Source organism: Nocardia sp. CY41, assembly GCF_009829325.1.
Taxonomy (GTDB): domain Bacteria; phylum Actinomycetota; class Actinomycetes; order Mycobacteriales; family Mycobacteriaceae; genus Nocardia.
The window spans coordinates 1-19,742 of sequence record NZ_VUOS01000033.1 but is presented as its reverse complement, the minus strand read 5'-3'; the positions used below and the strand labels follow the sequence as shown (position 1 = coordinate 19,742).

Genomic DNA, 19,742 nt, shown 5'->3' with positions numbered 1-19,742 from the left:
ACCCGACGCCGAGGATTCGGCGTCTACCCGACGTCGGGGCCACCTTCAGACTCGGTCGACCGGCCATGTCCCCGCGATGACGGAAGCGGCGTCAATCCGTCTCTATCCAAGGCGACATATAGGCGTCAAAGGACTAGCGTGGCGACATGGCTTCGGCACCTAACACGGCTCTCCGCGCGGCCAGGAACGCGCGTCTGATGAGCCAGGACGATCTAGCACGGGCACTCCGGGAAGCGGGATGCGCCAGCGCCACGAAACGTCTTGTGCAGCGCTGGGAATCCGGCCTCACCACCAACCCGCGGCCCTCGCACGCGCGAGCATTGGAGAAGGTCATGCGACTACCTATCGAGTCTCTCGGCTTCGGTGCCGTGATGGCGGGCCGCAGCCTCTCCGGCGGCGAGGACGGAACCGTGGTGGACTCGGCTATCGGCGAAGTCGCGCCCGAGCAGTTCGCCGCCGCGCGGCGGTCGAGGACACCAGGCAACTACTCAGGTATTTGGCTTTCGCGGTACGAGTACTACTCGTCCGGACGGGATGCGACGTTCACAGCCGTGCACCATGTCGTCGTCTTGCAGCACGACAACCGGCTGACGGTGCGCAGCCTGCCGAACTCCGCGCAGTCGTCCATGGAGATGGACCTCACGGTGGACGGGCATGTGGCTACGGGCACGTGGCGCGAGCACACCGCGCAAGACGGCTACTACCGCGGTGCCTACTACCACGGTGCGATCCAACTGCTGATCGAGCTGACCGGCGCGCGGATGGCCGGCAAGTGGGTTGGGTTCGGCAAGAGTTTCGAGATCAACTCCGGACCGTGGGAGCTGGTGCTCCAGGACTCATCGACGTCCAAGGCCGCGATCGACGCCTACGACCGCCCGCCGGACACCGCGTGAGCTGTTCGCCGGCCGCCCCGTACGGGATCGCACCCACCCGGACACCTCTTCCTCATCCTCGAGGATGATCCGACTCGCCACCATTTACCGACGCGCGCGGCCGTGATTTGCGGAATGCTGGGCGCATGATCGAGCTGAGAGGCCTGACCAAGCACTACGGGCAGACCGTAGCGGTGCAGGATCTGACCTTCACCGTTCGGCCCGGGCAGGTGACGGGGTTCCTCGGACCGAACGGCGCGGGCAAGTCGACCACCATGCGGATGATCCTCGGATTGGACCGGCCCACCGCGGGCACCGCCCTGATCAAGGGCAAGTCCTACCACGAGCTGGACCATCCGCTGCGCACCGTCGGCGCGCTGCTGGACGCCAAGTGGGTGCATCCGAACCGATCGGCGCGCGCCCATCTGGAGTGGATGGCCGCGTCCAACGACATCGCCAAGTCCCGGGTGGAAGAGGTGCTGCGGCTGGTCGGCCTGTCCGAGGTGGCGGGCAAGACCGCGGGCGGCTTCTCGCTGGGCATGTCGCAGCGGCTCGGCCTGGCCGGCGCGCTGCTGGGCGACCCGGAGGTGCTGCTGTTCGACGAGCCGGTGAACGGCCTCGACCCGGAGGGCATCCTGTGGATCCGGCGGTTCATGCAGCGGCTGGCCGCCGAAGGCCGCACGGTGCTGGTCTCCAGCCATCTGCTGTCGGAGATGGCGCAGACCGCCGAGCACCTGGTGGTGATCGGGCGCGGCAAGCTCATCTCGGACTCGACCACCCAGGAATTCATCGAACGCGCCTCCGAGCAGTCGGTGCGGGTACGCAGCCCGCAGCTCGACCAGCTGCGCAGCGTGCTCACCTCGAACGGCATGACCGTCCGCGAGGACGGGGCCGGAGCCGACGGCCCCGCGCTGGTGGTGGCGGGAGTGTCCAGTGACGCGGTCGGCAAGCTGGCGGGCGAGCACAGCATCACGTTGTTCGAGCTGGCCCCGCAGCGCGCGTCGCTGGAAGAGGCGTTCATGCGGATGACCGGCGGCGCCGTGCAGTACCACGGCGAAGGCTTCGATCAAGTTATGGGAGGTGCGCTCTGATGGGCGTGCTGGCAGCGGAACGAATCAAGCTCACCTCCACCAGGTCGCCCTGGTGGTGCTCGGCGATCGTCATCGCCCTGGCGCTCGGCATGGCCGCGCTGCTCGCCTCGGTGGCGCGCGCGTCCTACGGCAAGGACGGCGCGATCGACCTGACCGTCTCCACCGCGGTGGCCGGCATCAGCGGTTTCGGCGTGATGGTCTTGATGATCATGGCCACCTTGACCGTGACCAGCGAATATCGCTTCGGCATCATCCGGACCACGTACCAGGCGACGCCGCATCGGGCCAAGGTGATCGCGACCAAGGCCGGGCTGGTCGGCGTGTACGGCGCGGTGCTGACCCTCGTTCTGGTGTTCCTGGCCTACGCGGTGGCCAAGGCCATCAGCGGCCCGGACGCGGGCGCGGCCCTCACGCTGTCCAGCGCGGAGGACTGGCGCGAGGTCTACGGCATCCCGATCTACGCGTTCCTGTGCGTGCTGCTGGCGATCGGCGTCGGCGTGCTGGTGCGGCAGTCCGCCGCGGCCATCTCCCTGATCGTGCTGTGGCCGCTGCTCATCGAGGGGCTGCTCGGCGCGTTCGGCAGCTTCGGCCGCAATGTCACGCCGTTCCTGCCGTTCGCGAACGCGAACCATTTCTTCAGCGCCTCCGTGTCCACGGCCAACTGGCACTGGGGGCCGTGGGGCAGCCTGCTGTACTTCACCGTCTTCGTCGCGATCGTCTTCGGCGCGGCCTTGGTCGTGGTGAACCAGCGCGACGCTTAGCGCGAAGCCACCCGAGTCGCCTTCCCTCGCCACTCGGGTTGTGGGGCGCCGACCTTGTCGGGAGGTCCGGCGCTTCGCCCACCGTCGCCACTGCCCGGCGGTCGGTGCCGCGATCGGCCCGGTGTGAGTCCTCGCGCCGGGCCGATCGTGCGTGTGAACATCGAGGAAACTATGCCGCTTGCCGGTTCCGAGACCTGTGCTGTGCCGAGTAGCCTCGGTTCAGCAACCAGCTCGTTATCCAACGCGGAGCCCGCCGACGTGCTCGCCGTGTTCGTCGCGGAGGTGAGAGATGGCGATGATCGGTAATCTGCCGACGGCAGATCGGCTGAGATACCCTCGGGGCGTGAACGAAAGACCTTCCGGCGGTACGGAGCCGGAGTCGGGGCGCGAGGCCGCCGGTGGCGAACCGCCCGAGGTGGTCATTCCGTTGGAGCCGTCCGACGGGTTCGATTCTTCCCGCCGTTCCGGCGGATCGCGCCGCAGCCAGCTGTCCGCGCTGATGAACGCCGCGAACCAGCGTGCGGATCTCATCGGTGTGCTGCGCAAGGCCCGCGAACAGCTACCCGGTGACCCTGCCTTCGGCGACCCGCTGTCGGTGTCCGGGCCCGGTGGCGCGCGAGCGGTCGCGCGGGCGGCGGACAAGCTGGTCGGCGGCGCCCCCAGCGCCGCGCGCGAGATCGGTTTCGGCGCCTTGCAGGTCTGGCAGGCCGCCTTGGAGCGAATGGGCCGCGGCAAAGGTAGCCAAGAAGTAACTGTCATGTTCACCGACCTGGTGGCCTTCTCGCGCTGGTCTCTCTCGGCCGGTGACGAGGCCACCCTCGAACTGCTGCGCAAGGTGGCCAAGGCCATCGAGCCGCCGATCGCCGAACGCGGAGGGCAGGTGGTCAAGCGCATGGGTGACGGTGTGATGGCGGTGTTCCCCTCGGCGGACCGGGCGGTGCGCGCGGCCGTGACCGCCAAGCGCAACCTGGCCGACGTGCAGGTGCGCGGTTACACCCCGCACATGCGCATCGGTTTGCACACCGGTTCCCCCCGCGAGATCGGGGGCGATTGGCTCGGCGTGGACGTCACGATCGCGGCGCGGGTCATGGAGGCGGGCGGCAACGGCCACACCATGCTGTCGGAGGTGACGCTGCAGGGTTTGCGGCCGGAGACACTGGCGGAACTCGGTTTGGTGGTCAAGCCGTATCGCCGCGGCCTCTTCGCCGCTCCGCTCAACGGCGTCCCCGATGACCTGCGGATCTTCCGTTTGTCGAAGAGCTAGCCGAGCCACCAGGCCAGCGCGCCGCCCGCCGCCAGAACGGCGCAGACGGCCAACGCGATCGACAGCGGCCGGGCCGTCTTCCAGGTGGTGTAGGCGCCGCCGAGCAGGAAGCCTGCCAAGGCGAACAGAACGATCACGCTGACGTCGCTGGACACCGTGCCCATCTTGCTCCAGCCCGCTCGGCGGCGGGCGCGTGGGTCGCGAACTCCCCGTCGCCAAGTAACAAGCACGCATGCTTGCTTTTTTCTGGCCCGGGTGTGATGCTGGTCGTGGAAAGCGGACTTCACGGGTGCGGCATGCGGCTCATCCTGACGGTTCGCCGCACAGGAGGCATTCCCGCTGATGAGTATGCTGGCCGCCGACCCGGATGTGCTCCGGATCGGCAACTGTTCCGGCTTCTACGGTGATCGGCTCGGTGCCATGCGCGAGATGCTGGAAGGGGGGCAGCTCGACGTCCTCACCGGGGACTATCTCGCCGAACTCACCATGTTGATTCTCGGCCGGGACCGCATGAAGGACCCGGACCTCGGCTACGCCAAGACCTTCGTCAAACAGATCGAGGACTGCCTCGGGCTGGCGCTGGAAAGCAACGTGCGCATCGTGGCCAACGCGGGCGGCCTGAATCCGGCCGGCTTGGCGGGCAAGCTGCGCAAGGTGGCCGCCGATCTCGGACTGGATGCGAAGATCGCGCACGTGGAGGGCGACGACCTGCTCGCGCGCGCCGGTGAACTCGGTTTCGGCGCGCCGCTGACCGCCAACGCCTACCTCGGCGCGTGGGGCATCGTCGAATGCTTGAACGCGGGCGCGGACATCGTGGTCACCGGCCGGGTCACCGACGCGTCGGTGATCGTCGGTCCGGCCGCCGCGCACTTCGGCTGGGACCGCAAGGATTACGACCGGCTGGCCGGTGCGGTGGTGGCCGGGCACGTGATCGAGTGCGGCACCCAGGCCACCGGCGGCAACTACGCCTTCTTCACCGAGCTCGCCGATCTGGGCAGGCCGGGCTTCCCGATCGCGGAGATCCGCGCCGACGGCAGCAGCGTGATCACCAAGCACGCGGGCACCGGCGGCGCGGTCACCGTCGACACGGTCGAGGCCCAGCTGATGTACGAGATCCAGGGTCCCCGCTACGCAGGCCCCGACGTGACGACCCGCCTGGACACCATCCGGCTCGACCAGGACGGTCCCGATCGGGTGCGGATCAGCGGCGTCACCGGTGAGGCCCCGCCGCCCCGGCTCAAGGTCTCGCTGAACACCCTCGGCGGCTTCCGCAACGAGATGGAGTTCGTGCTCACCGGCCTGGACATCGAGGCCAAAGCCGCACTCGCGCAACGCCAGCTGGAGTCCTGGCTGCCGACCCGTCCCGCCGAGCTGAGCTGGACGCTGGCCCGCCTGGACCGGCCGGACGCGGCGACCGAGGAGCAGGCCAGCGCGCTGCTGCGCTGCGTGGTCCGCGACCAGGACCCGAACAAGGTCGGGCGCGCGTTCTCCAACGTCGCCGTGGAGCTGGCGTTGGCCAGCTATCCGGGATGCAGTTTCACGACGCTGCCCGGCAACGGATCTCCCTACGGCGTGTTCACGCCCGGTTTCGTCGACGCCGCGGAGGTTCCGCACACGGCGGTGCTGCCCGATGGCACCCGCGTCGACGTCGCGCCGGCCACGGAGACGACCGAACTCGCCGACGTCGCGGAGCCGCCCGCCCCGGAGCCGCTGCCCGCCGGGGAAACGCGCCGCGTCCCGTTGGGGACGATCGCGCTGGCTCGCAGCGGTGACAAAGGCGGTGACGCGAACATCGGCGTGTGGGTGCGCACCGACGAGCAATGGCGGTGGCTGGCGCACACACTCACCGTGGCCCGCGTCAAAGAACTACTGCCGGAAGCGGCTTCGCTGACCGTCACCCGGCACGTCCTGCCCAATCTGCGGGCGCTGAACTTCATCATCGAAGGCTTGCTCGGTCAGGGCGTGGCGTATCAGGCCCGCTTCGATCCGCAGGCCAAGGGACTCGGCGAATGGCTGCGGTCTCGTCACCTCGACATTCCAGTGGAGCTCTTCGCATGACCGGGTCAGGCCCGGAGGCGGCAGCTCGCGTCACCACGCAGGGCCCCCGGTCATGCGAGAAAGGACACCGCATGACCGGTCAGGTCCGGAGGCGGCAGCTCGCGTCACCACGCAGGGCCCCCGGTCATGCGAGAAAGGACACCGCATGACGAAACTCTGGGAGACGCCGGAACGACGCGAATTGCGTTCCACGGTACGCGGATTCGTGGAACGCGAGATCCTGCCCTACCTGGACGGCTGGGAGCGCGCCGGGGAGATCCCGCGCGAACTGCACAAGAAGGCGGGCGCGCTCGGCCTGTTGGGCGTGCAGTTCCCGGAATCCGCGGGCGGCTCCGGCGGCGACGGCGTGGACGCGATGATCGTCTGCGAGGAGATGCACCAGGCCGGTGCGTCCGGCGGGCTGTTCGCCTCCCTTTTCACCTGCGGCATCTCGGTGCCGCACATCATCGCCTCGGGTAACGCCGAGCAGATCGAGCGCTGGGTGAAGCCGACACTGGCGGGGGAGAAGATCGGCTCGCTCGCGATCACCGAGCCCGGCGGCGGCTCCGACGTCGGACACCTCACCACGACGGCGCGCCGCGACGGCGACCACTACATCGTCAACGGCGCCAAGACCTACATCACTTCCGGCGTGCGCGCCGATTTCGTGGTCACCGCCGTGCGCACCGGCGGCCCCGGTTCCGGCGGCATCTCGCTGCTCATCGTCGACAAGGACACGCCCGGCTTCACGGTCAGCCGCAAGCTGGACAAAATGGGCTGGCTGGCCTCCGACACCGCCGAGTTGTCCTACGTCGACGTCCGGGTGCCGGTGGAGAACCTGGTGGGCCCGGAGAACTCCGGCTTCTTCCAGATCGCGGGCGCGTTCGTCAGCGAGCGCGTCGGCCTCGCGGTGCAGGCGTACTCCAGCGCGCAGCGCTGCCTGGACCTGACCCTGGAATGGGTGCGCAACCGCGAGACCTTCGGTCGCCCGCTGATCAGCAGGCAGGCGGTGCAGAACACGGTCACCGAGATGGCGCGGCGCATCGACGTCGCTCGCGTCTACACCCGCGACGTGGTGCAGCGCAGCGCCGAAGGCGAGACCGACCTGATCGCCGAAGTGTGCTTCGCCAAGAACACCGCCGTCGAAGCGGGCGAGTGGGTGGCCAACCAGGCCGTGCAGCTGTTCGGCGGCCTCGGCTACATGCGCGAATCCGAGATCGAACGCCAGTACCGCGATATGCGCATCCTCGGCATCGGCGGCGGCACGACCGAGATCCTGACCGGACTGGCGGCGAAGCGATTGGGGTATCAGTCATGACCATCCTGCGCAGTACCCTGGACACCGCCGCGCCCGAGTACGAGGCGGCCGCGGAGGCCATGACCGCCAAGCTCACCGAGGTCGAGGCGGAGTTCGCCAAGGCCATCGCGGGCGGCGGACCGGACAAGCTGGCGCGGCATCGCAAGCGCGGCAAGCTGACCGCGCGCGAGCGCATCGAACTGCTCGTCGACGAGGACTCGCCGTTCCTGGAGCTGTGCCCGCTGGCGGGCTGGGGCAGCGAATTCCACGTCGGCGGCAGCACCATCGCCGGGATCGGCGTCGTGGAGGGCGTCGAGTGCATGATCGTCGCGCCCGATCCGACCGTGCGCGGCGGGACCTCCAACCCGTGGACGCTGCGCAAGACGTTGCGTATCAACGACATCGTGCGGGAGAACCGGCTGCCGGTGATCTCGCTGGTGGAATCCGGCGGCGCGGATCTGCCCACGCAGAAAGAGGTGTTCGTCCCCGGCGGCCGGATGTTCCGCGACCTCACCCAGGCCTCGGCGGCGGGCATCCCGACGATCGCGCTGGTGTTCGGCAACTCCACCGCGGGCGGCGCGTACATACCCGGCATGTCCGACCACGTGGTGATGATCAAGGAGCGCTCCAAGGTGTTCCTCGGCGGTCCGCCGCTGGTCAAGATGGCCACCGGCGAGGAGTCCGACGACGAGTCGCTCGGCGGGGCGGACATGCACGCGCGGGTCTCCGGCCTCGCGGACTACTACGCGGTCGATGAGCAGGACGCGATCCGCATCGGCCGTTCCATCGTCCGGCGGCTGAACTGGCGCAAGCAGGGTCCGGCTCCGCGCGCCGAGGTGATCGAGCCGCTCTACGATCCGGAGGACCTGCTGGGCATCGTGCCGTCGGACCTGAAGATCCCGTTCGACCCGCGCGAGGTGATCGCACGCATCGTGGACGGCTCGGATTTCGACGAGTTCAAGCCGCTCTACGGCAGCAGCCTGGTGACCGGATGGGCCGAGCTGCACGGATATCCGGTCGGCATCCTGGCCAATGCGCGCGGTGTGCTGTTCTCCGAGGAGTCGCAGAAGGCCACCCAGTTCATCCAGCTGGCCAACAAGACGAACACGCCACTGCTGTTCCTGCACAACACCACCGGCTACATGGTGGGCAAGGAGTACGAGCAGAAGGGCATCATCAAGCACGGCGCGATGATGATCAACGCGGTGTCCAACTCGAAGGTGCCGCACATCTCGCTGCTGATGGGCTCGTCCTACGGCGCGGGCCACTACGGCATGTGCGGCCGGGCCTACGACCCGCGTTTCGTGTTCGCCTGGCCCAGTGCGAAATCCGCGGTGATGGGCGGCGCGCAGCTGGCGGGCGTCATCTCGATCGTCGGCCGCGCGGCCGCCGAGGCGAAGGGCCTGCCGTTCGACGAGGAGGCCGACGCCGGGATGCGCGCCATGGTGGAGGCGCAGATCGAGGCCGAATCGCTGGCGATGTTCATGTCCGGGCGGCTCTACGACGACGGCGTCATCGATCCGCGCGACACTCGCACCGTGTTGGGAATGTCCCTGTCGGCCATTCACAACGCCCCGATCAAAGGCGCCGACGGCTTCGGCGTCTTCCGAATGTGAGGCCGGGGATGGAAATCATGAATGTTCTGGTCGCCAACCGTGGCGAAATCGCTCGCCGGGTCTTCGCCACCTGCCGCCGGATGGGTCTGGGCAGCGTCGCGGTGTACTCCGACGCGGACGCCGCCGCGCCGCACGTCACCGAGGCGGACGCCGCGGTGCGTCTGCCCGGCAACACGCCGGCGGAAACCTATCTGCGTGGTGAGTTGATCATCGAAGCGGCGCTCGCCGCGGGCGCCGACGCCATCCATCCCGGATACGGGTTCCTCTCCGAGAACGCCGAATTCGCCAAGGCGGTGCTCGACGCCGGGCTGGTCTGGATCGGCCCGCCCGTCGAGGCGATCGAGCAGATGGGCTCGAAGGTCGCCTCGAAGAAGATGATGGACGCCGCGGGCGTGCCGGTGCTCGCCGAACTGGACCCGGCCGAGGTCACCGAGGCGCATCTGCCGGTGCTGATCAAGGCGTCCGCCGGTGGCGGCGGGCGCGGCATGCGCGTGGTCCGCGCGCTGGCCGATCTGGCGCCGCAGATCGAGGCCGCGCGGCGCGAGGCGGAATCCGCCTTCGGCGACCCGACGGTCTTCTGCGAGCGTTACCTGGAGACCGGCAGGCACATCGAGGTCCAGGTGATGGCCGACACGCACGGCGTCATCTGGGCGGTGGGCGAGCGCGAGTGCTCCATCCAGCGCCGCCACCAGAAGGTGCTGGAGGAGGCCCCGTCTCCGCTGGTGGAACGCACCGAAGGGATGCGGGCGCGCCTGTTCGAGGCGGCGCGGCTGGCGGCGGGCGCGATCGGCTACACCGGCGCGGGCACCGTCGAGTTCCTCGCCGACGAGCAGGGCGAGTTCTTCTTCCTGGAGATGAACACCCGCCTGCAAGTCGAGCATCCGGTGACCGAGTGCACCACCGGCCTGGACCTGGTCCGGCTGCAACTGGACGTCGCCGCGGGCGGCGCGCTGCCCGCCGAACCGCCCCCGATGCGCGGACATTCGATCGAAGTGCGGCTCTACGCCGAGGATCCGGCACAGGATTGGCAGCCGCAGAGCGGGACCGTGCATCGGATCGAGATCCCCTCGATCCGCGCCGAATTCGACCTGCTCGACCGGCCGGGCGTGCGCTTGGACACAGGCGTGGTGGACGGCTCGGTCGTCGGCGTGCACTACGATCCGATGCTGGCCAAGGTCATCTCCTACGCCGAGACGCGCACCGAGGCGGCGCGATTGCTCGCTTCGGCGCTGCATCGCGCCGCGATCCACGGCCTGGTCACCAACCGGGATCTGCTGGTGCGCGTGCTGCGTCATCCGGCGTTCCTGTCCGGTGACACCGACACGGCGTTCTTCGCCACGCACGGGCTGGACGTGCTCGCCGCGCCGCTGGTGTCGGAATCCGACGAGGCGCTGTCCATCGTGGCGGCTGCGCTCGCCGACGCCGCCGCCAATCGCGGCCGCGCGCGGGTGGGCGGTGGATTGCCCAGCGGGTGGCGGAACCTGCCGTCCCAGTCGCAGCGTAAGTCCTACGAGAGCCGTGCCACCGGGACGCACGAGGTGGGTTACCGCTTCGGCCGCACCGGTGTCGCCGTGGACGGGCACGACGGTCTCGAACTCGTCGAAGCGACTCCCGACCGCGTGGTGCTGTCTGTTCCGGGCGAACGCGGTCGGGTGCGCAGGCAGTTCGAGGTCGCCCGCTACGGCGACCAGGTCTACGTCGACTCGCCGCTCGGCCCGGTGGCCTTGCGCAGGCTGCCGCGCTTCAGCGACCCGGCCGACCAGGTGGCCACCGGCTCCCTGCTGGCGCCCATGCCGGGCAGCGTGATCCGGCTCGGCGCCGAGGTCGGCAGCCGGGTCGAACAGGGCCAGCCGATTCTGTGGCTGGAGGCGATGAAGATGGAGCACACCATCGCCGCGCCCGCCGCGGGCGTGCTCAGCGCCGTCAACGTCACCGTCGGCCAGCAGGTCGACGTCGGCGCCGTGCTCGCGGTCGTCGACCCCGCCGCCGACAACACCGAAACCCAGGAGAACTGATGTCGTTCATCGAAACCGACGAGCAGAAGGCGCTGCGGGCCGCCGTCGCCGCGCTGGCCGCGAAGTACAACTACCGCGACTACGTGCTGCCGAAGGCGCGTAAGAACGAGCCGCTGGACGAACTGTGGCAGGAGGCGGGCAAACTCGGTTTCCTCGGCGTGAACCTGCCCGAGGAGTACGGTGGTGGCGGCGCGGGCATGTACGAGCTGTCGCTGGTGATGGAGGAGCTGTCCGCGCAGGGCGCGGGCCTGCTGCTGATGGTGGTCTCCCCGGCCATCTGCGGCACCATCATCACCAAGTACGGCACCGACGAGCAGAAGCGGGAATGGCTGCCCAAGCTCGCCGACGGCTCCGGCAAGATGGTGTTCGGCATCACCGAGCCGGACGCGGGCTCCAATTCCCACCAGATCACCACGACCGCGCGCCGCGACGGCGACGACTGGATCCTCAACGGCCGCAAGATCTTCATCTCCGGCGTGGACCAGGCCGCGGCCGTGCTGATCGTGGCCAGGACCTCCGACCACAAGACCGGCAAGCTCAAGCCCGCCCTGTTCATCGTGCCGACCGACGCCGAAGGCTTCACCAAGACGGCGCAGGAGATGGACATCATCGAGCCCGACCACCAGTACAACCTGTTCCTCGACGACGTCCGGCTGCCGTCCGCCGCGCTGGTCGGCAAAGAGGACGCGGCGCTGATGCAGCTGTTCGCGGGCCTGAACCCGGAGCGGATCATGGGCGCGGCCATGGCCGTCGGCGTGGGCCGCTACGCCATCGAACGCGCCGTGGAATACGCCAAGGAGCGCACGGTGTGGAAGACCCCGATCGGCGCGCACCAAGGGATTTCGCATCCGCTGGCCCAGGTGAAGGTCGAATTGGAGCTGGCGAAGCTGATGATGCAGAAGGCCGCCACCCTCTACGACGCGGGCGACGAGATGGGCGCCGCCGAGGCGGCCAACATGGCGAAGTACGCCGGGGCCGAAGCCAGCATCAAGGCACTCGACCAGGCCATCCAGACCCACGGTGGTGCCGGTCTGACCAGGGACGTCGGGCTGGCCGCCATGCTCGCCGCCGCGCGCATCGGCCGCATCGCGCCGGTGAGCCGGGAGATGGTCCTGAACTTCGTCGCCCAGTACTCGCTGGGCCTGCCGAAGTCGTACTGAGAGGACGCGCATGACCGAGACGGGCCCGTTCGTCCGCTACGAGGTGAGCGGCGGCGTCGCGACGCTCACGTTCGATTCGCCGCACAACCGCAACGCGCTGTCGTCCAAGCTGGTCGCCGAGCTGCTGCGCGGGCTCGACGACGCGGCCGCCGACGAGAAGGTGCGCGTCATCGTGCTCGCGCACACCGGCAACACTTTCTGCGCGGGCGCGGATCTGAGCGAGGCCAGCGACGCCGATCCGGCCGTGGCCGCCGATGAGCGCACCCGGGTCATGATCGGGGTGCTGCGCAGGCTGGTGGAGATCCCCAAGCCGGTGATCGCGCGGATCGACGGCAATGTGCGGGCCGGCGGCATGGGCATCGTGGCGGGATGCGACATCGTCGTGGCCGGTCCGGGCAGTAGTTTCGCGCTCACCGAAGTGCGCATCGGGCTGGCCCCGTTCATGATCTCGCTGACCCTGCTGCCCAGGCTCGACCCGCGCGCGGCCAGCCGGTACTACCTCACGGGCGAGAAGTTCGACGCGACCGTGGCTCGAGAGATCGGCTTGGTCACGGTGACCGCCGACGATCCGGCCGCCGAAGTGGAACGGCTGTGCGGGGAGGTGCGCAAGGGCTCCCCGCAGGGCCTGGCCGAGGCCAAGCGGTTGGTCAACGCGGGCATCCTCGCCGAGTTCGACGCCTCCGCCGAAGAGCTCGCGCGGCGTTCGGCGAGTTTCTTCGGCACCCCCGAAGTGCACGAGGGCATGCTGGCCTTTTTGCAGCGCCGCCCGCCGAACTGGGCAGAATAACGACCATGGCGACACCCCACGAACCGAAGCAGGACCGCAGCCGCGCCACCCGGCAGCGCCTGCTCGAGGCGACCATCGACTGCCTGGCCGAAATGGGCTGGGCGGCCGCGACGGTCGCCGTCGTCGCCGAACGGGCCGGGGTGTCGCGTGGCGCGGCCCAGCATCACTTCCCCACCAGGGAGGATCTGATCACCGCCGCGCTGGAGTACATGTTCGACACACGCAGCGGGCAGGCGGTGCAGGAGGCGGCGACGCTGACGGACCTGGGTGACGGCATCGCCCGCACCGAGGCGGTGGTCGCGGGGCTGGTCGAGTCCTACACCAGCCCGTTGTTCAAGGCGGCATTGCAGGTGTGGACCCATGCCGCCGCGGACCCGGCGCTGCGCGAACGCATCGTCCCGCTGGAGGCTCGTTTCGGGCGCGCCTCCCATCGCCGCGCGGTCGAAGCCCTTGGCGTGGACGACTCGGACCCGGTCGCCCACCACCTGGTCCAGGCGACCCTGGACATGGCGCGCGGTCTGGGCCTCGCCGACGTCCTCACCGACGATTCGGCCCGTCGCAAGCGAATAGTCGAGCAATGGGCGGCCACGCTGCACGCCGCCTTGCACGCACCCCGCTGAACCGCGATTCGATACCGAGTCGGAGACTGTGGCGTCGCGAGGCCCGATGGCGGGCGCGAAGTGAGACGATCGCGGCGAGAGTGTGCAGGGCACAGGAGTTGCCGACCAGGAATTACACCGTAACCTGAATCACTACTTACGTAGTATCAAAGCGTGTCCTCCAAACGTGAACTCGTCCTGGACGCGGCGATCGACCTGCTGGGATCCCGCGGCACCCGCGCGCTCACCCACCGCGCGGTCGACGAGGCCGCGGGGATGCCCGCCGGATCGGCCTCCAACTACTTCCGCACCCGGGAAGCGCTGCTGATCGGCATCACCGAGCGCCTCGAGGCACGTGACTACGCGAATTGGGAGGCGCTCCTGCGGCGACCGGCACCCGGGTCGATCGACGAACTCGTCGATGGCATGGCCGCTTTCGCGGTGCACGCGGTGGGCGCCGACCGGGTGCGCACCCTGGCCCGCTACGCCCTGTTCCTGGAAGGACAGTCCATTCCCGCGCTGCGCGAGAGCGTCCGGCGCGGACACCTGCGCCTGACCGAATGGGCCGCGACGCTGCTGGCGGGTGCCGGGGCGGATCGGACCGCGGCGCGGCCCCTGGTCGACCAGCTCGACGGGATCATCCTGCATCAGCTGGTCAACCCGGAAGCGGACTTCGATCCACGCCCCGCGCTGGACCGGTTGGTGCGAGCGCTGACCGCCGGGAGCGATTGACGTCGGTCGCGCCTACGGGTCCGGCGTCGCGTCACGCCGTGGCGATCAGCACAGGCCTTGCTGCTCGAGCCGTCCCGAATCGATGGCGTAGGAGGAGGCCCCGATGGCGGCGCCGATCAGGCCGACGATGATCGCGCCGGGGATCGCGCCGACGAAGAAGACGGGCAGGCCGACGAGCGCGCCGATCGCGGCCCCGATCGCCGCGCCGATTCCGGTGCGCAGTTCGATCGTGTCACCGGGCGGCAGGCACGCTTTGATGTAGGTCACCTGCGGGGGTTCGCCGGTCGCGGCGGCGGCGATCGGTTCGGCGCGGTCGGCGGGCGCGGCCGACGCGGTGGCGGCGAATCCGACGGCGAGCGCGGTTGCGAGCAGTGCGCTGACGACCGTCACGGCCAGCTTCATGAAAGCGTTCAACTGTTTCCCTGCATGTTCGCGTGGACACGGCACCTGATGGCCCGGCTCCCAGCCGGGAGCCGTCACAGGTCCGATCATCATCGCTGGAGTTTTGCGGGATGCCAAGAGCGGGAAGCCGAATCGGCCGCGCGCCGGTGGCGGAATCGGTGCGCGAACGCGATCCGCACCGGCGCCGAGGTATGGCGCCGGTGCGGATGCGGTGTTCAGCGGACGCAGGGGAAGCGCTGAACACGGGGAGGCGATGCGGTCGGAGGGAATGCAGGGCGACCGAACCGCATCGCGCGGTTTCAGTGGGTGGCGGTCAGGTCGTACAAGGTGACGCCGTCCACTTGAAAGGCGGTGAAGTTCTCCTGGACCCACTGCGTGATCCGCGCACTGGGGGACGACTCGGAGGAACCCGGTCCGCCACGTCCGCCACCGACGAAGTAGTGGATCTTCCCTTCGGCGACATACCGTTGGAACTGTTCCAGCGTCGGCGAGGGGTCACTGCCGTTGAAGCCGCCGATCGGCATCACCGGAAGTTCGGTGGCCAGTTGCAGCCCCGCCGCGCTGTTCGAGCCGACGGCCGCGGCCACCCAGGTGTAGTCGCCACCGTTCTGCTCGAGCAGGGACACTATTTGCGCGCTCGGTTCGCTCGCCCCCAGGAAGCCGCCCATGCCGCCGGGACCGCCGTCTCCTGGCATACCTTGCCCCTGCGGGGGCATCGCGCCGCCCGGTGCCTGCCCGCCGGGTACGCCGCCCTGCGGCGCGTTGCCGGGAGGGAAGGCCGGTGGTGTGCCCGTGCCGTCGGGGGTCTGTCCGTTGGGCGTCGTGCCCTGGCGTCCGTCGCTCGGTGTCGGGCTGCCGGGTGCGTTGCCCTGCTGCCAGGCGCCCGGAATGCGGTCCCCCGGATGCGGAATTCGGCCGTCCGGCGTCGTGCCCTGCGGACCCGTTCCCGGAGCGCCGCCGTCCGGGGCTTGTGCGGCGCCGCCACGGCCGGTGGTTCCGGTCCCGTCCTGCGTGCGACGGCCCATTCCCGGCATGCCCTCGCCCCACGGCGGCCGATTACGCGTCGCGACGTTCGGTCCGGCCGAGGGGATGGACCCGGCGTGCGGCGTCGCGATGGTGTCGACGGCGTAGGCGACCGGTCCGGCCAGGAACGTGAACGCGACCGCCAGCGCCGACACCACGGCCAGTTTGCGCGGTGTGGGGACGAGCACGGCGAGCGTCGCGAGCGCGCCGACGACCAGCACCGTCCAGCGCAGCCACGACTGCCATTCCGGACTGCGGGACAACAGCATCCATGCGGTCGCCGTGGTGAGGGCCACCGCTAGCGCCGAGGCCAGCCGCACCCATAGCCGCTGCCGTTGCCGCCACGCCTGCACGGTGCCCGCGCCGACGAGCGCGGCGACGGCCGGAGCCAGGGCCACGGTGTAGTACTGGTGGAAGATGCCGGCCATATAGCTGAACACCAGCCCGGTCACCAGCAGCCAGCCGCCCCAGAGGACGAGGGAAGCGCGCTGTCGATCGGTGCGAGCCGCTCTGCCGCGCAGAAGGATTCCGGCCACGAGCGCGACCAGCGCGGCGGGGATCAACCACGCGATCTGACCGCCCTGCGCCGGTTCGAACATCCGGGTGATGCCGGTGGAGCCCCACATGCCGTTGCCGCCCGGCGGAAGATCGCCGCCCGGTCCGACGCTGCCGCGCTCGTTGCCGTTGAGCCGGCCGAGTCCGTTGTAACCGAGGGTGAGTTCCAGGATCGAGTTGTCGTGCGAGCCGCCGATCCACGGCCGCGACGAGGCAGGCCACAGCTCCACCGCCAGCAGCCACCAGCCCGCGGCCGCCACCATCGCGGCCCCGGCCGCGAAGAGTTGCAGAATACGTTTGCCGAGTTTCGGCGGACCGGCGAGCAAGTAGGTCAGCGCGAGCGCCGGAACCACCAGCAGCACCTGCAATTGCTTGGTGAGGAAACCGAATCCGATCAGCGCCCCGGTGAGCACCAGCCACCGCCAGCGGCCGTCCTCCACCGCCCGCGTCATCGCCCAGGCCGCCGCGACCATCAAGAAGACCAGCAGCGCTTCGGGGTTGTTGAACCGGAACATCAGCGCCGCGACGGGCGTCGCCGCCAGCGCCAGCCCCGCGAGCAATCCGGCCGCGGGCCCGAACGGCCTGCGCACGGTCGCCCACAGCACTGCCACGGCGGCCACGCCGAGCAGCACTTCCGGCACCAGGATGCTCCAGCTGTCGAGCCCGAAGGCCCGCACCGACAGCTCCATCAACCACAGCGAGGCGGGCGGCTTGTCCACGGTGATCGAATTCGCCGCGTCGGAGGACCCGAAGAAGAACGCCTTCCACGAAACCGAACCCGCCTGGACGGCTGCCGAATAGAACGAATTCGCCCAGCCGTTGGCACTCAGATTGCACAGGTAGGCCACCGCCATGCCGAGCAGCAGCGCAGCCAGGGCCGGATATTCCCAGTTCCGGCGGGCTTTCGGTCGCGGTTCCGCCACGACCGACGGTGCGATCGTGGTCGCCGTCATCAACGGTCTCCCTCGGCGGCGGTGCGAGCGGATGCGCTCGGCGCGCGATCGCCGCTGTCGCGGAACACCCAGCGCAGCCCGACGAATCGCAACAGCGTCGCCACCAGATTGGCCACCACCAGAACCAACAGCTCCAGATGCACCGAGGCGTCCGGCGCCCACCGATGCAGCGCGAACAACGACCCGCTGGTGAGCGCCAACCCGATCCCGAAGATCACCAGTCCTTGGAACTGGTGCGCCACGGCGCCGTTCGAGCCGCGCACGCCGAAGGTGAAGGCCCGGTTGGCCGCGGTGTTGCCCACCGCCGTGATCAGCAGCGCCGCGAAGTTCGCCACCTGCGCCCCGATCAGCGGCTGCAACACCACGTAGAGCAGCAGGTAGGCCAGCGTGCTCAGCACGCCGACGATCGCGAACCGCACGAGTTGTCCCACCATGCCCAGCGGAACCCCGGCCACCAGCGGTTCCCGGCCCACCGAGCGCCGCAGCTCGTCGAGCGGCAGCGTCCCGGTGGCCAGCGCCCGCCCCAGCCGCCAGATGCCGAGCAGGTCCTTGCGCGCGGTGTCGACGATGTCGACGCGGCTGTCCGGGTCATCGATCCAGTCCACCGGAACCTCGTGGATGCGCAGACCGGCCCGCTCGGCGAGGACCAGCAGTTCGGTGTCGAAGAACCACTCCCCGTCGTGCACCAGCGGCAGCAGGCGGCGCGCCACGTCGGTGCGCATCGCCTTGAAGCCGCATTGGGCGTCGGAGAAGTGCGCCCGCAGCGAGGCCTTCAGCAGCAAGTTGTAGCAGCGCGAGATGATCTCGCGCTTCGGTCCGCGCACCACGCGGGACGCCGCGTCGAGCCGCGTGCCGATGGCCACATCGGAATGCCCGGTGATCAGCGGAGCGACCAGCGGCAGCAGTGCGTTCAGGTCGGTGGACAGGTCGACGTCCATGTAGGCGACCACCTGCGCGTCGGAGCGCTCCCACACCGCTCGCAGCGCCCGCCCACGCCCCTTCGCGGACAGGTGCACCACGCGCACGTCGTCCAGTTCTTCAGCGAGCAGCTGGGCGACCCGCAGCGTGTCGTCGGTGCTCGCGTTGTCGGCGACCGTGATGCGCGCCGGGAAGGGGAACCCGTTGCGCAGGTAGGCGTGCAGTCCGCGAACGCACACGCCGAGGTCGGTCTCTTCGTTGTAGACGGGTATCACCACGTCCAGCACGGGCGCGCCCGTGGTCTCGGTCCGTTCCGTCGCCGCGACGGTCGAAGTCTCGGTCATGCGAACCAGAGTCGAGGGCCACACTGCCACCGGGCTGGGCCTCAGCTGTGAGCTTCCTGGGGGTGTCGCCGGAGAAGTTTCGCGGTCGCCGGCAGCCGCCGTAGCGTACGGTCGATGCCAGCGGGACCATTCAGGTTCTCCGAGCAAAGGACCACGTTTGTCCGACAAATCTCCGCGCAGTTCGATGTCCAAGAAATCCGGGAAGACCCTTAAGGAAAAGCGAGCGGAGAAGAAGGCCAAGGCCGCGGGCGACGGCGGTGCCGGTTCCGGCAAACACTGAGGGTGCCGAGACCCGGCGCACGGCCGGGTCTCGGCACCCGGGCCAGCAGGTAGCATCCGGATTCGTGATGCTGCGCGGCCGGACGGAAGACCACCAGCCGCCGAAACGTGTGGACGCGCGCACCGAGCGCTGGCGTGAGCATCGCCGGAAGGTGCGCGAAGAGTTCGTGGACGCGGCGTTCCGCGCGCTCGACAAGTGCGGTCCCGCTGTCAGCATGGGCGACATCGCCAAGGAAGCGGGCGCGGCCAAGCCGAAGCTGTATCGCCATTTCGAGGACAAGACCGACCTCTACAACGCGATTGTCGATCGGGTGCGCGACCTGCTCTGGGAGCAGGTCATGACCAGCTTCGACCTGACCGGCGACTCGGCCGATGACCTGGTGCGCCGTGCCGCGACCGAATACGCGCTGGTGGTGTCGCGGCAGCCGAACGTCTTCCGGTTCATGCTGCACAGCCATTTCACGCAACGGTCAGGCGACGCCGACCGCGCCCTACAGTCGGCCAGGCAGTCCGCCGAACGCGCCGCCGAGCTGTTCGCCGTCGCGGTCGACGACGAGTCGGTGCAGGTGGCGAGCGTAGAGCTGGTGATCTATTCGATCTTCGGCGCGGTGGCCTCGGCCACCGATTGGTGGCTGGGGGTGAACCGGCCGGAGCCACCGGCCATGCCGGTCGAACAGTTCGCCGCCTATCTGAGCGAGGTCATCTTGGCGCTGGTAGCCGCGAGCGCTCGACTGCACGGCATCGCGATGGCGGCGGATCAGCCGCTGCACCTCGCTTTTTCCGCTATGTGACCGGAGCGCCCCCCGGGCCGGGCGCCGAGGTCTCCGCCGCGTTCACGCCGAACGTCGTTGTTCCGATCGCCTCGCCGTTGAAGCCATCCGTGTCGGCGACATCCTCAGTATCGCAGCCACCACCGACACTGATGATGGGAAGTGGTTCTGATCGTCGTGTCTCTCCCACCGACTGTCGCCCTGCTGGGTTGACCATCACTTGGTCTGACCGGCGGTCAGGGCCGCGCGCGCTGGTCGGGCGGACAT

Annotated in this window: 18 protein-coding genes; 14 read left to right on the top strand and 4 right to left on the bottom strand. The window is 69.3% G+C overall.

Going from position 1 to position 19,742, the window contains the following annotated elements; genetic code table 11:
* Positions 1–146: 146 nt before the first annotated feature.
* The 4 genes from GVY64_RS31285 (at position 147) to GVY64_RS31270 (ending at position 3,988) form a co-directional block, all read left to right on the top strand.
* Positions 147–893: a helix-turn-helix transcriptional regulator gene (locus tag GVY64_RS31285; RefSeq protein ID WP_159849370.1), complete on the top strand. Its 747-nt coding sequence runs from the start codon at positions 147–149 to the stop codon at positions 891–893.
* 125 nt (positions 894–1,018) lie between these two features.
* A complete protein-coding gene (locus tag GVY64_RS31280; RefSeq protein ID WP_159849369.1) occupies positions 1,019–1,963 on the top strand; it encodes an ABC transporter ATP-binding protein in 945 nt (314 codons plus the stop codon).
* Positions 1,963–2,724: an ABC transporter permease gene (locus GVY64_RS31275; RefSeq protein WP_159849367.1), complete on the top strand. Its 762-nt coding sequence runs from the start codon at positions 1,963–1,965 to the stop codon at positions 2,722–2,724. The genes GVY64_RS31280 and GVY64_RS31275 overlap by 1 nt, the downstream gene beginning before the upstream one ends.
* Positions 2,725–3,223: 499 nt before the next feature.
* Positions 3,224–3,988, top strand: coding sequence for an adenylate/guanylate cyclase domain-containing protein (locus GVY64_RS31270; protein WP_159849470.1), 765 nt, complete (start codon positions 3,224–3,226; stop codon positions 3,986–3,988).
* Here the strand turns inward: GVY64_RS31270 and GVY64_RS37430 are convergent.
* The gene (locus tag GVY64_RS37430) at positions 3,985–4,143 is read right to left on the bottom strand and encodes a hypothetical protein (RefSeq protein ID WP_201298243.1); all 159 of its coding nucleotides are present in this window, start codon (positions 4,141–4,143) and stop codon (positions 3,985–3,987) included. The genes GVY64_RS31270 and GVY64_RS37430 overlap by 4 nt on opposite strands.
* A gap of 187 nt (positions 4,144–4,330) precedes the next feature.
* On the opposite strand from GVY64_RS37430, the gene GVY64_RS31265 reads away from it, so the two are divergent.
* From GVY64_RS31265 to GVY64_RS31230, 8 genes are all read left to right on the top strand, one after another.
* A complete protein-coding gene (locus tag GVY64_RS31265; RefSeq protein WP_159849365.1) occupies positions 4,331–6,046 on the top strand; it encodes an acyclic terpene utilization AtuA family protein in 1,716 nt (571 codons plus the stop codon).
* A gap of 145 nt (positions 6,047–6,191) precedes the next feature.
* On the top strand, positions 6,192–7,343 hold the full coding sequence (locus GVY64_RS31260) for an acyl-CoA dehydrogenase family protein (RefSeq protein ID WP_063016331.1): 1,152 nt from the start codon (positions 6,192–6,194) through the stop codon (positions 7,341–7,343).
* Positions 7,340–8,938, top strand: coding sequence for an acyl-CoA carboxylase subunit beta (locus tag GVY64_RS31255; RefSeq protein ID WP_159849363.1), 1,599 nt, complete (start codon positions 7,340–7,342; stop codon positions 8,936–8,938). The genes GVY64_RS31260 and GVY64_RS31255 overlap by 4 nt, the downstream gene beginning before the upstream one ends.
* 8 nt (positions 8,939–8,946) lie before the next feature.
* Complete coding sequence (locus GVY64_RS31250; RefSeq protein WP_159849361.1) at positions 8,947–10,953, top strand: acetyl/propionyl/methylcrotonyl-CoA carboxylase subunit alpha; 2,007 nt, start codon at positions 8,947–8,949, stop codon at positions 10,951–10,953.
* Positions 10,953–12,113, top strand: coding sequence for an acyl-CoA dehydrogenase family protein (locus GVY64_RS31245; RefSeq protein ID WP_159849359.1), 1,161 nt, complete (start codon positions 10,953–10,955; stop codon positions 12,111–12,113). The genes GVY64_RS31250 and GVY64_RS31245 overlap by 1 nt, the downstream gene beginning before the upstream one ends.
* 10 nt (positions 12,114–12,123) lie before the next feature.
* On the top strand, positions 12,124–12,900 hold the full coding sequence (locus GVY64_RS31240; protein ID WP_159849357.1) for an enoyl-CoA hydratase family protein: 777 nt from the start codon (positions 12,124–12,126) through the stop codon (positions 12,898–12,900).
* A 5-nt stretch (positions 12,901–12,905) separates the two neighbouring features.
* Positions 12,906–13,520, top strand: coding sequence for a TetR/AcrR family transcriptional regulator (locus GVY64_RS31235; protein ID WP_159849355.1), 615 nt, complete (start codon positions 12,906–12,908; stop codon positions 13,518–13,520).
* Positions 13,521–13,673: 153 nt separating this feature from the next.
* Entirely contained in the window at positions 13,674–14,231 is a 558-nt protein-coding gene (locus GVY64_RS31230; protein ID WP_159849353.1) for a TetR/AcrR family transcriptional regulator, read from the top strand.
* A 45-nt stretch (positions 14,232–14,276) separates the two neighbouring features.
* Here GVY64_RS31230 and GVY64_RS31225 read toward each other — a convergent pair whose 3' ends face one another.
* The 3 genes from GVY64_RS31225 to GVY64_RS31215 form a co-directional block, all read right to left on the bottom strand.
* The gene (locus tag GVY64_RS31225; RefSeq protein ID WP_159849351.1) at positions 14,277–14,726 is read right to left on the bottom strand and encodes a hypothetical protein; all 450 of its coding nucleotides are present in this window, start codon (positions 14,724–14,726) and stop codon (positions 14,277–14,279) included.
* A 206-nt stretch (positions 14,727–14,932) separates the two neighbouring features.
* Positions 14,933–17,164: a glycosyltransferase family 39 protein gene (locus tag GVY64_RS31220; protein WP_159849349.1), complete on the bottom strand. Its 2,232-nt coding sequence runs from the start codon at positions 17,162–17,164 to the stop codon at positions 14,933–14,935.
* Positions 17,164–18,426: a glycosyltransferase gene (locus GVY64_RS31215; RefSeq protein WP_159849347.1), complete on the bottom strand. Its 1,263-nt coding sequence runs from the start codon at positions 18,424–18,426 to the stop codon at positions 17,164–17,166. The genes GVY64_RS31220 and GVY64_RS31215 overlap by 1 nt, the downstream gene beginning before the upstream one ends.
* A gap of 157 nt (positions 18,427–18,583) precedes the next feature.
* Here GVY64_RS31215 and GVY64_RS38800 point away from each other — a divergent pair, with 157 nt between their 5' ends.
* Both GVY64_RS38800 and GVY64_RS31210 read left to right on the top strand, forming a co-directional pair.
* Positions 18,584–18,706, top strand: coding sequence for a hypothetical protein (locus GVY64_RS38800; protein ID WP_267470263.1), 123 nt, complete (start codon positions 18,584–18,586; stop codon positions 18,704–18,706).
* A 67-nt stretch (positions 18,707–18,773) separates the two neighbouring features.
* Complete coding sequence (locus tag GVY64_RS31210) at positions 18,774–19,496, top strand: TetR/AcrR family transcriptional regulator (protein ID WP_159849468.1); 723 nt, start codon at positions 18,774–18,776, stop codon at positions 19,494–19,496.
* Positions 19,497–19,742: the final 246 nt, after the last annotated feature.

Excerpts from the sequence above, each read along its gene's own strand:
- GVY64_RS31285 (WP_159849370.1), top strand. The coding sequence starts at position 147 with ATGGCTTCGGCACCTAACACGGCTCTCCGCGCGGCCAGGAACGCGCGT.
- GVY64_RS31280 (WP_159849369.1), top strand. The coding sequence starts at position 1,019 with ATGATCGAGCTGAGAGGCCTGACCAAGCACTACGGGCAGACCGTAGCG.
- GVY64_RS31275 (WP_159849367.1), top strand. The coding sequence starts at position 1,963 with ATGGGCGTGCTGGCAGCGGAACGAATCAAGCTCACCTCCACCAGGTCG.
- GVY64_RS31270 (WP_159849470.1), top strand. The coding sequence starts at position 3,224 with ATGAACGCCGCGAACCAGCGTGCGGATCTCATCGGTGTGCTGCGCAAG.
- GVY64_RS31265 (WP_159849365.1), top strand. The coding sequence starts at position 4,331 with ATGAGTATGCTGGCCGCCGACCCGGATGTGCTCCGGATCGGCAACTGT.
- GVY64_RS31260 (WP_063016331.1), top strand. The coding sequence starts at position 6,192 with ATGACGAAACTCTGGGAGACGCCGGAACGACGCGAATTGCGTTCCACG.
- GVY64_RS31255 (WP_159849363.1), top strand. The coding sequence starts at position 7,340 with ATGACCATCCTGCGCAGTACCCTGGACACCGCCGCGCCCGAGTACGAG.
- GVY64_RS31250 (WP_159849361.1), top strand. The coding sequence starts at position 8,947 with ATGGAAATCATGAATGTTCTGGTCGCCAACCGTGGCGAAATCGCTCGC.
- GVY64_RS31245 (WP_159849359.1), top strand. The coding sequence starts at position 10,953 with ATGTCGTTCATCGAAACCGACGAGCAGAAGGCGCTGCGGGCCGCCGTC.
- GVY64_RS31240 (WP_159849357.1), top strand. The coding sequence starts at position 12,124 with ATGACCGAGACGGGCCCGTTCGTCCGCTACGAGGTGAGCGGCGGCGTC.
- GVY64_RS31235 (WP_159849355.1), top strand. The coding sequence starts at position 12,906 with ATGGCGACACCCCACGAACCGAAGCAGGACCGCAGCCGCGCCACCCGG.
- GVY64_RS31225 (WP_159849351.1), bottom strand. The coding sequence starts at position 14,726 with ATGATGATCGGACCTGTGACGGCTCCCGGCTGGGAGCCGGGCCATCAG.
- GVY64_RS31220 (WP_159849349.1), bottom strand. The coding sequence starts at position 17,164 with ATGACGGCGACCACGATCGCACCGTCGGTCGTGGCGGAACCGCGACCG.
- GVY64_RS31215 (WP_159849347.1), bottom strand. The coding sequence starts at position 18,426 with ATGACCGAGACTTCGACCGTCGCGGCGACGGAACGGACCGAGACCACG.
- GVY64_RS31210 (WP_159849468.1), top strand. The coding sequence starts at position 18,774 with ATGCTGCGCGGCCGGACGGAAGACCACCAGCCGCCGAAACGTGTGGAC.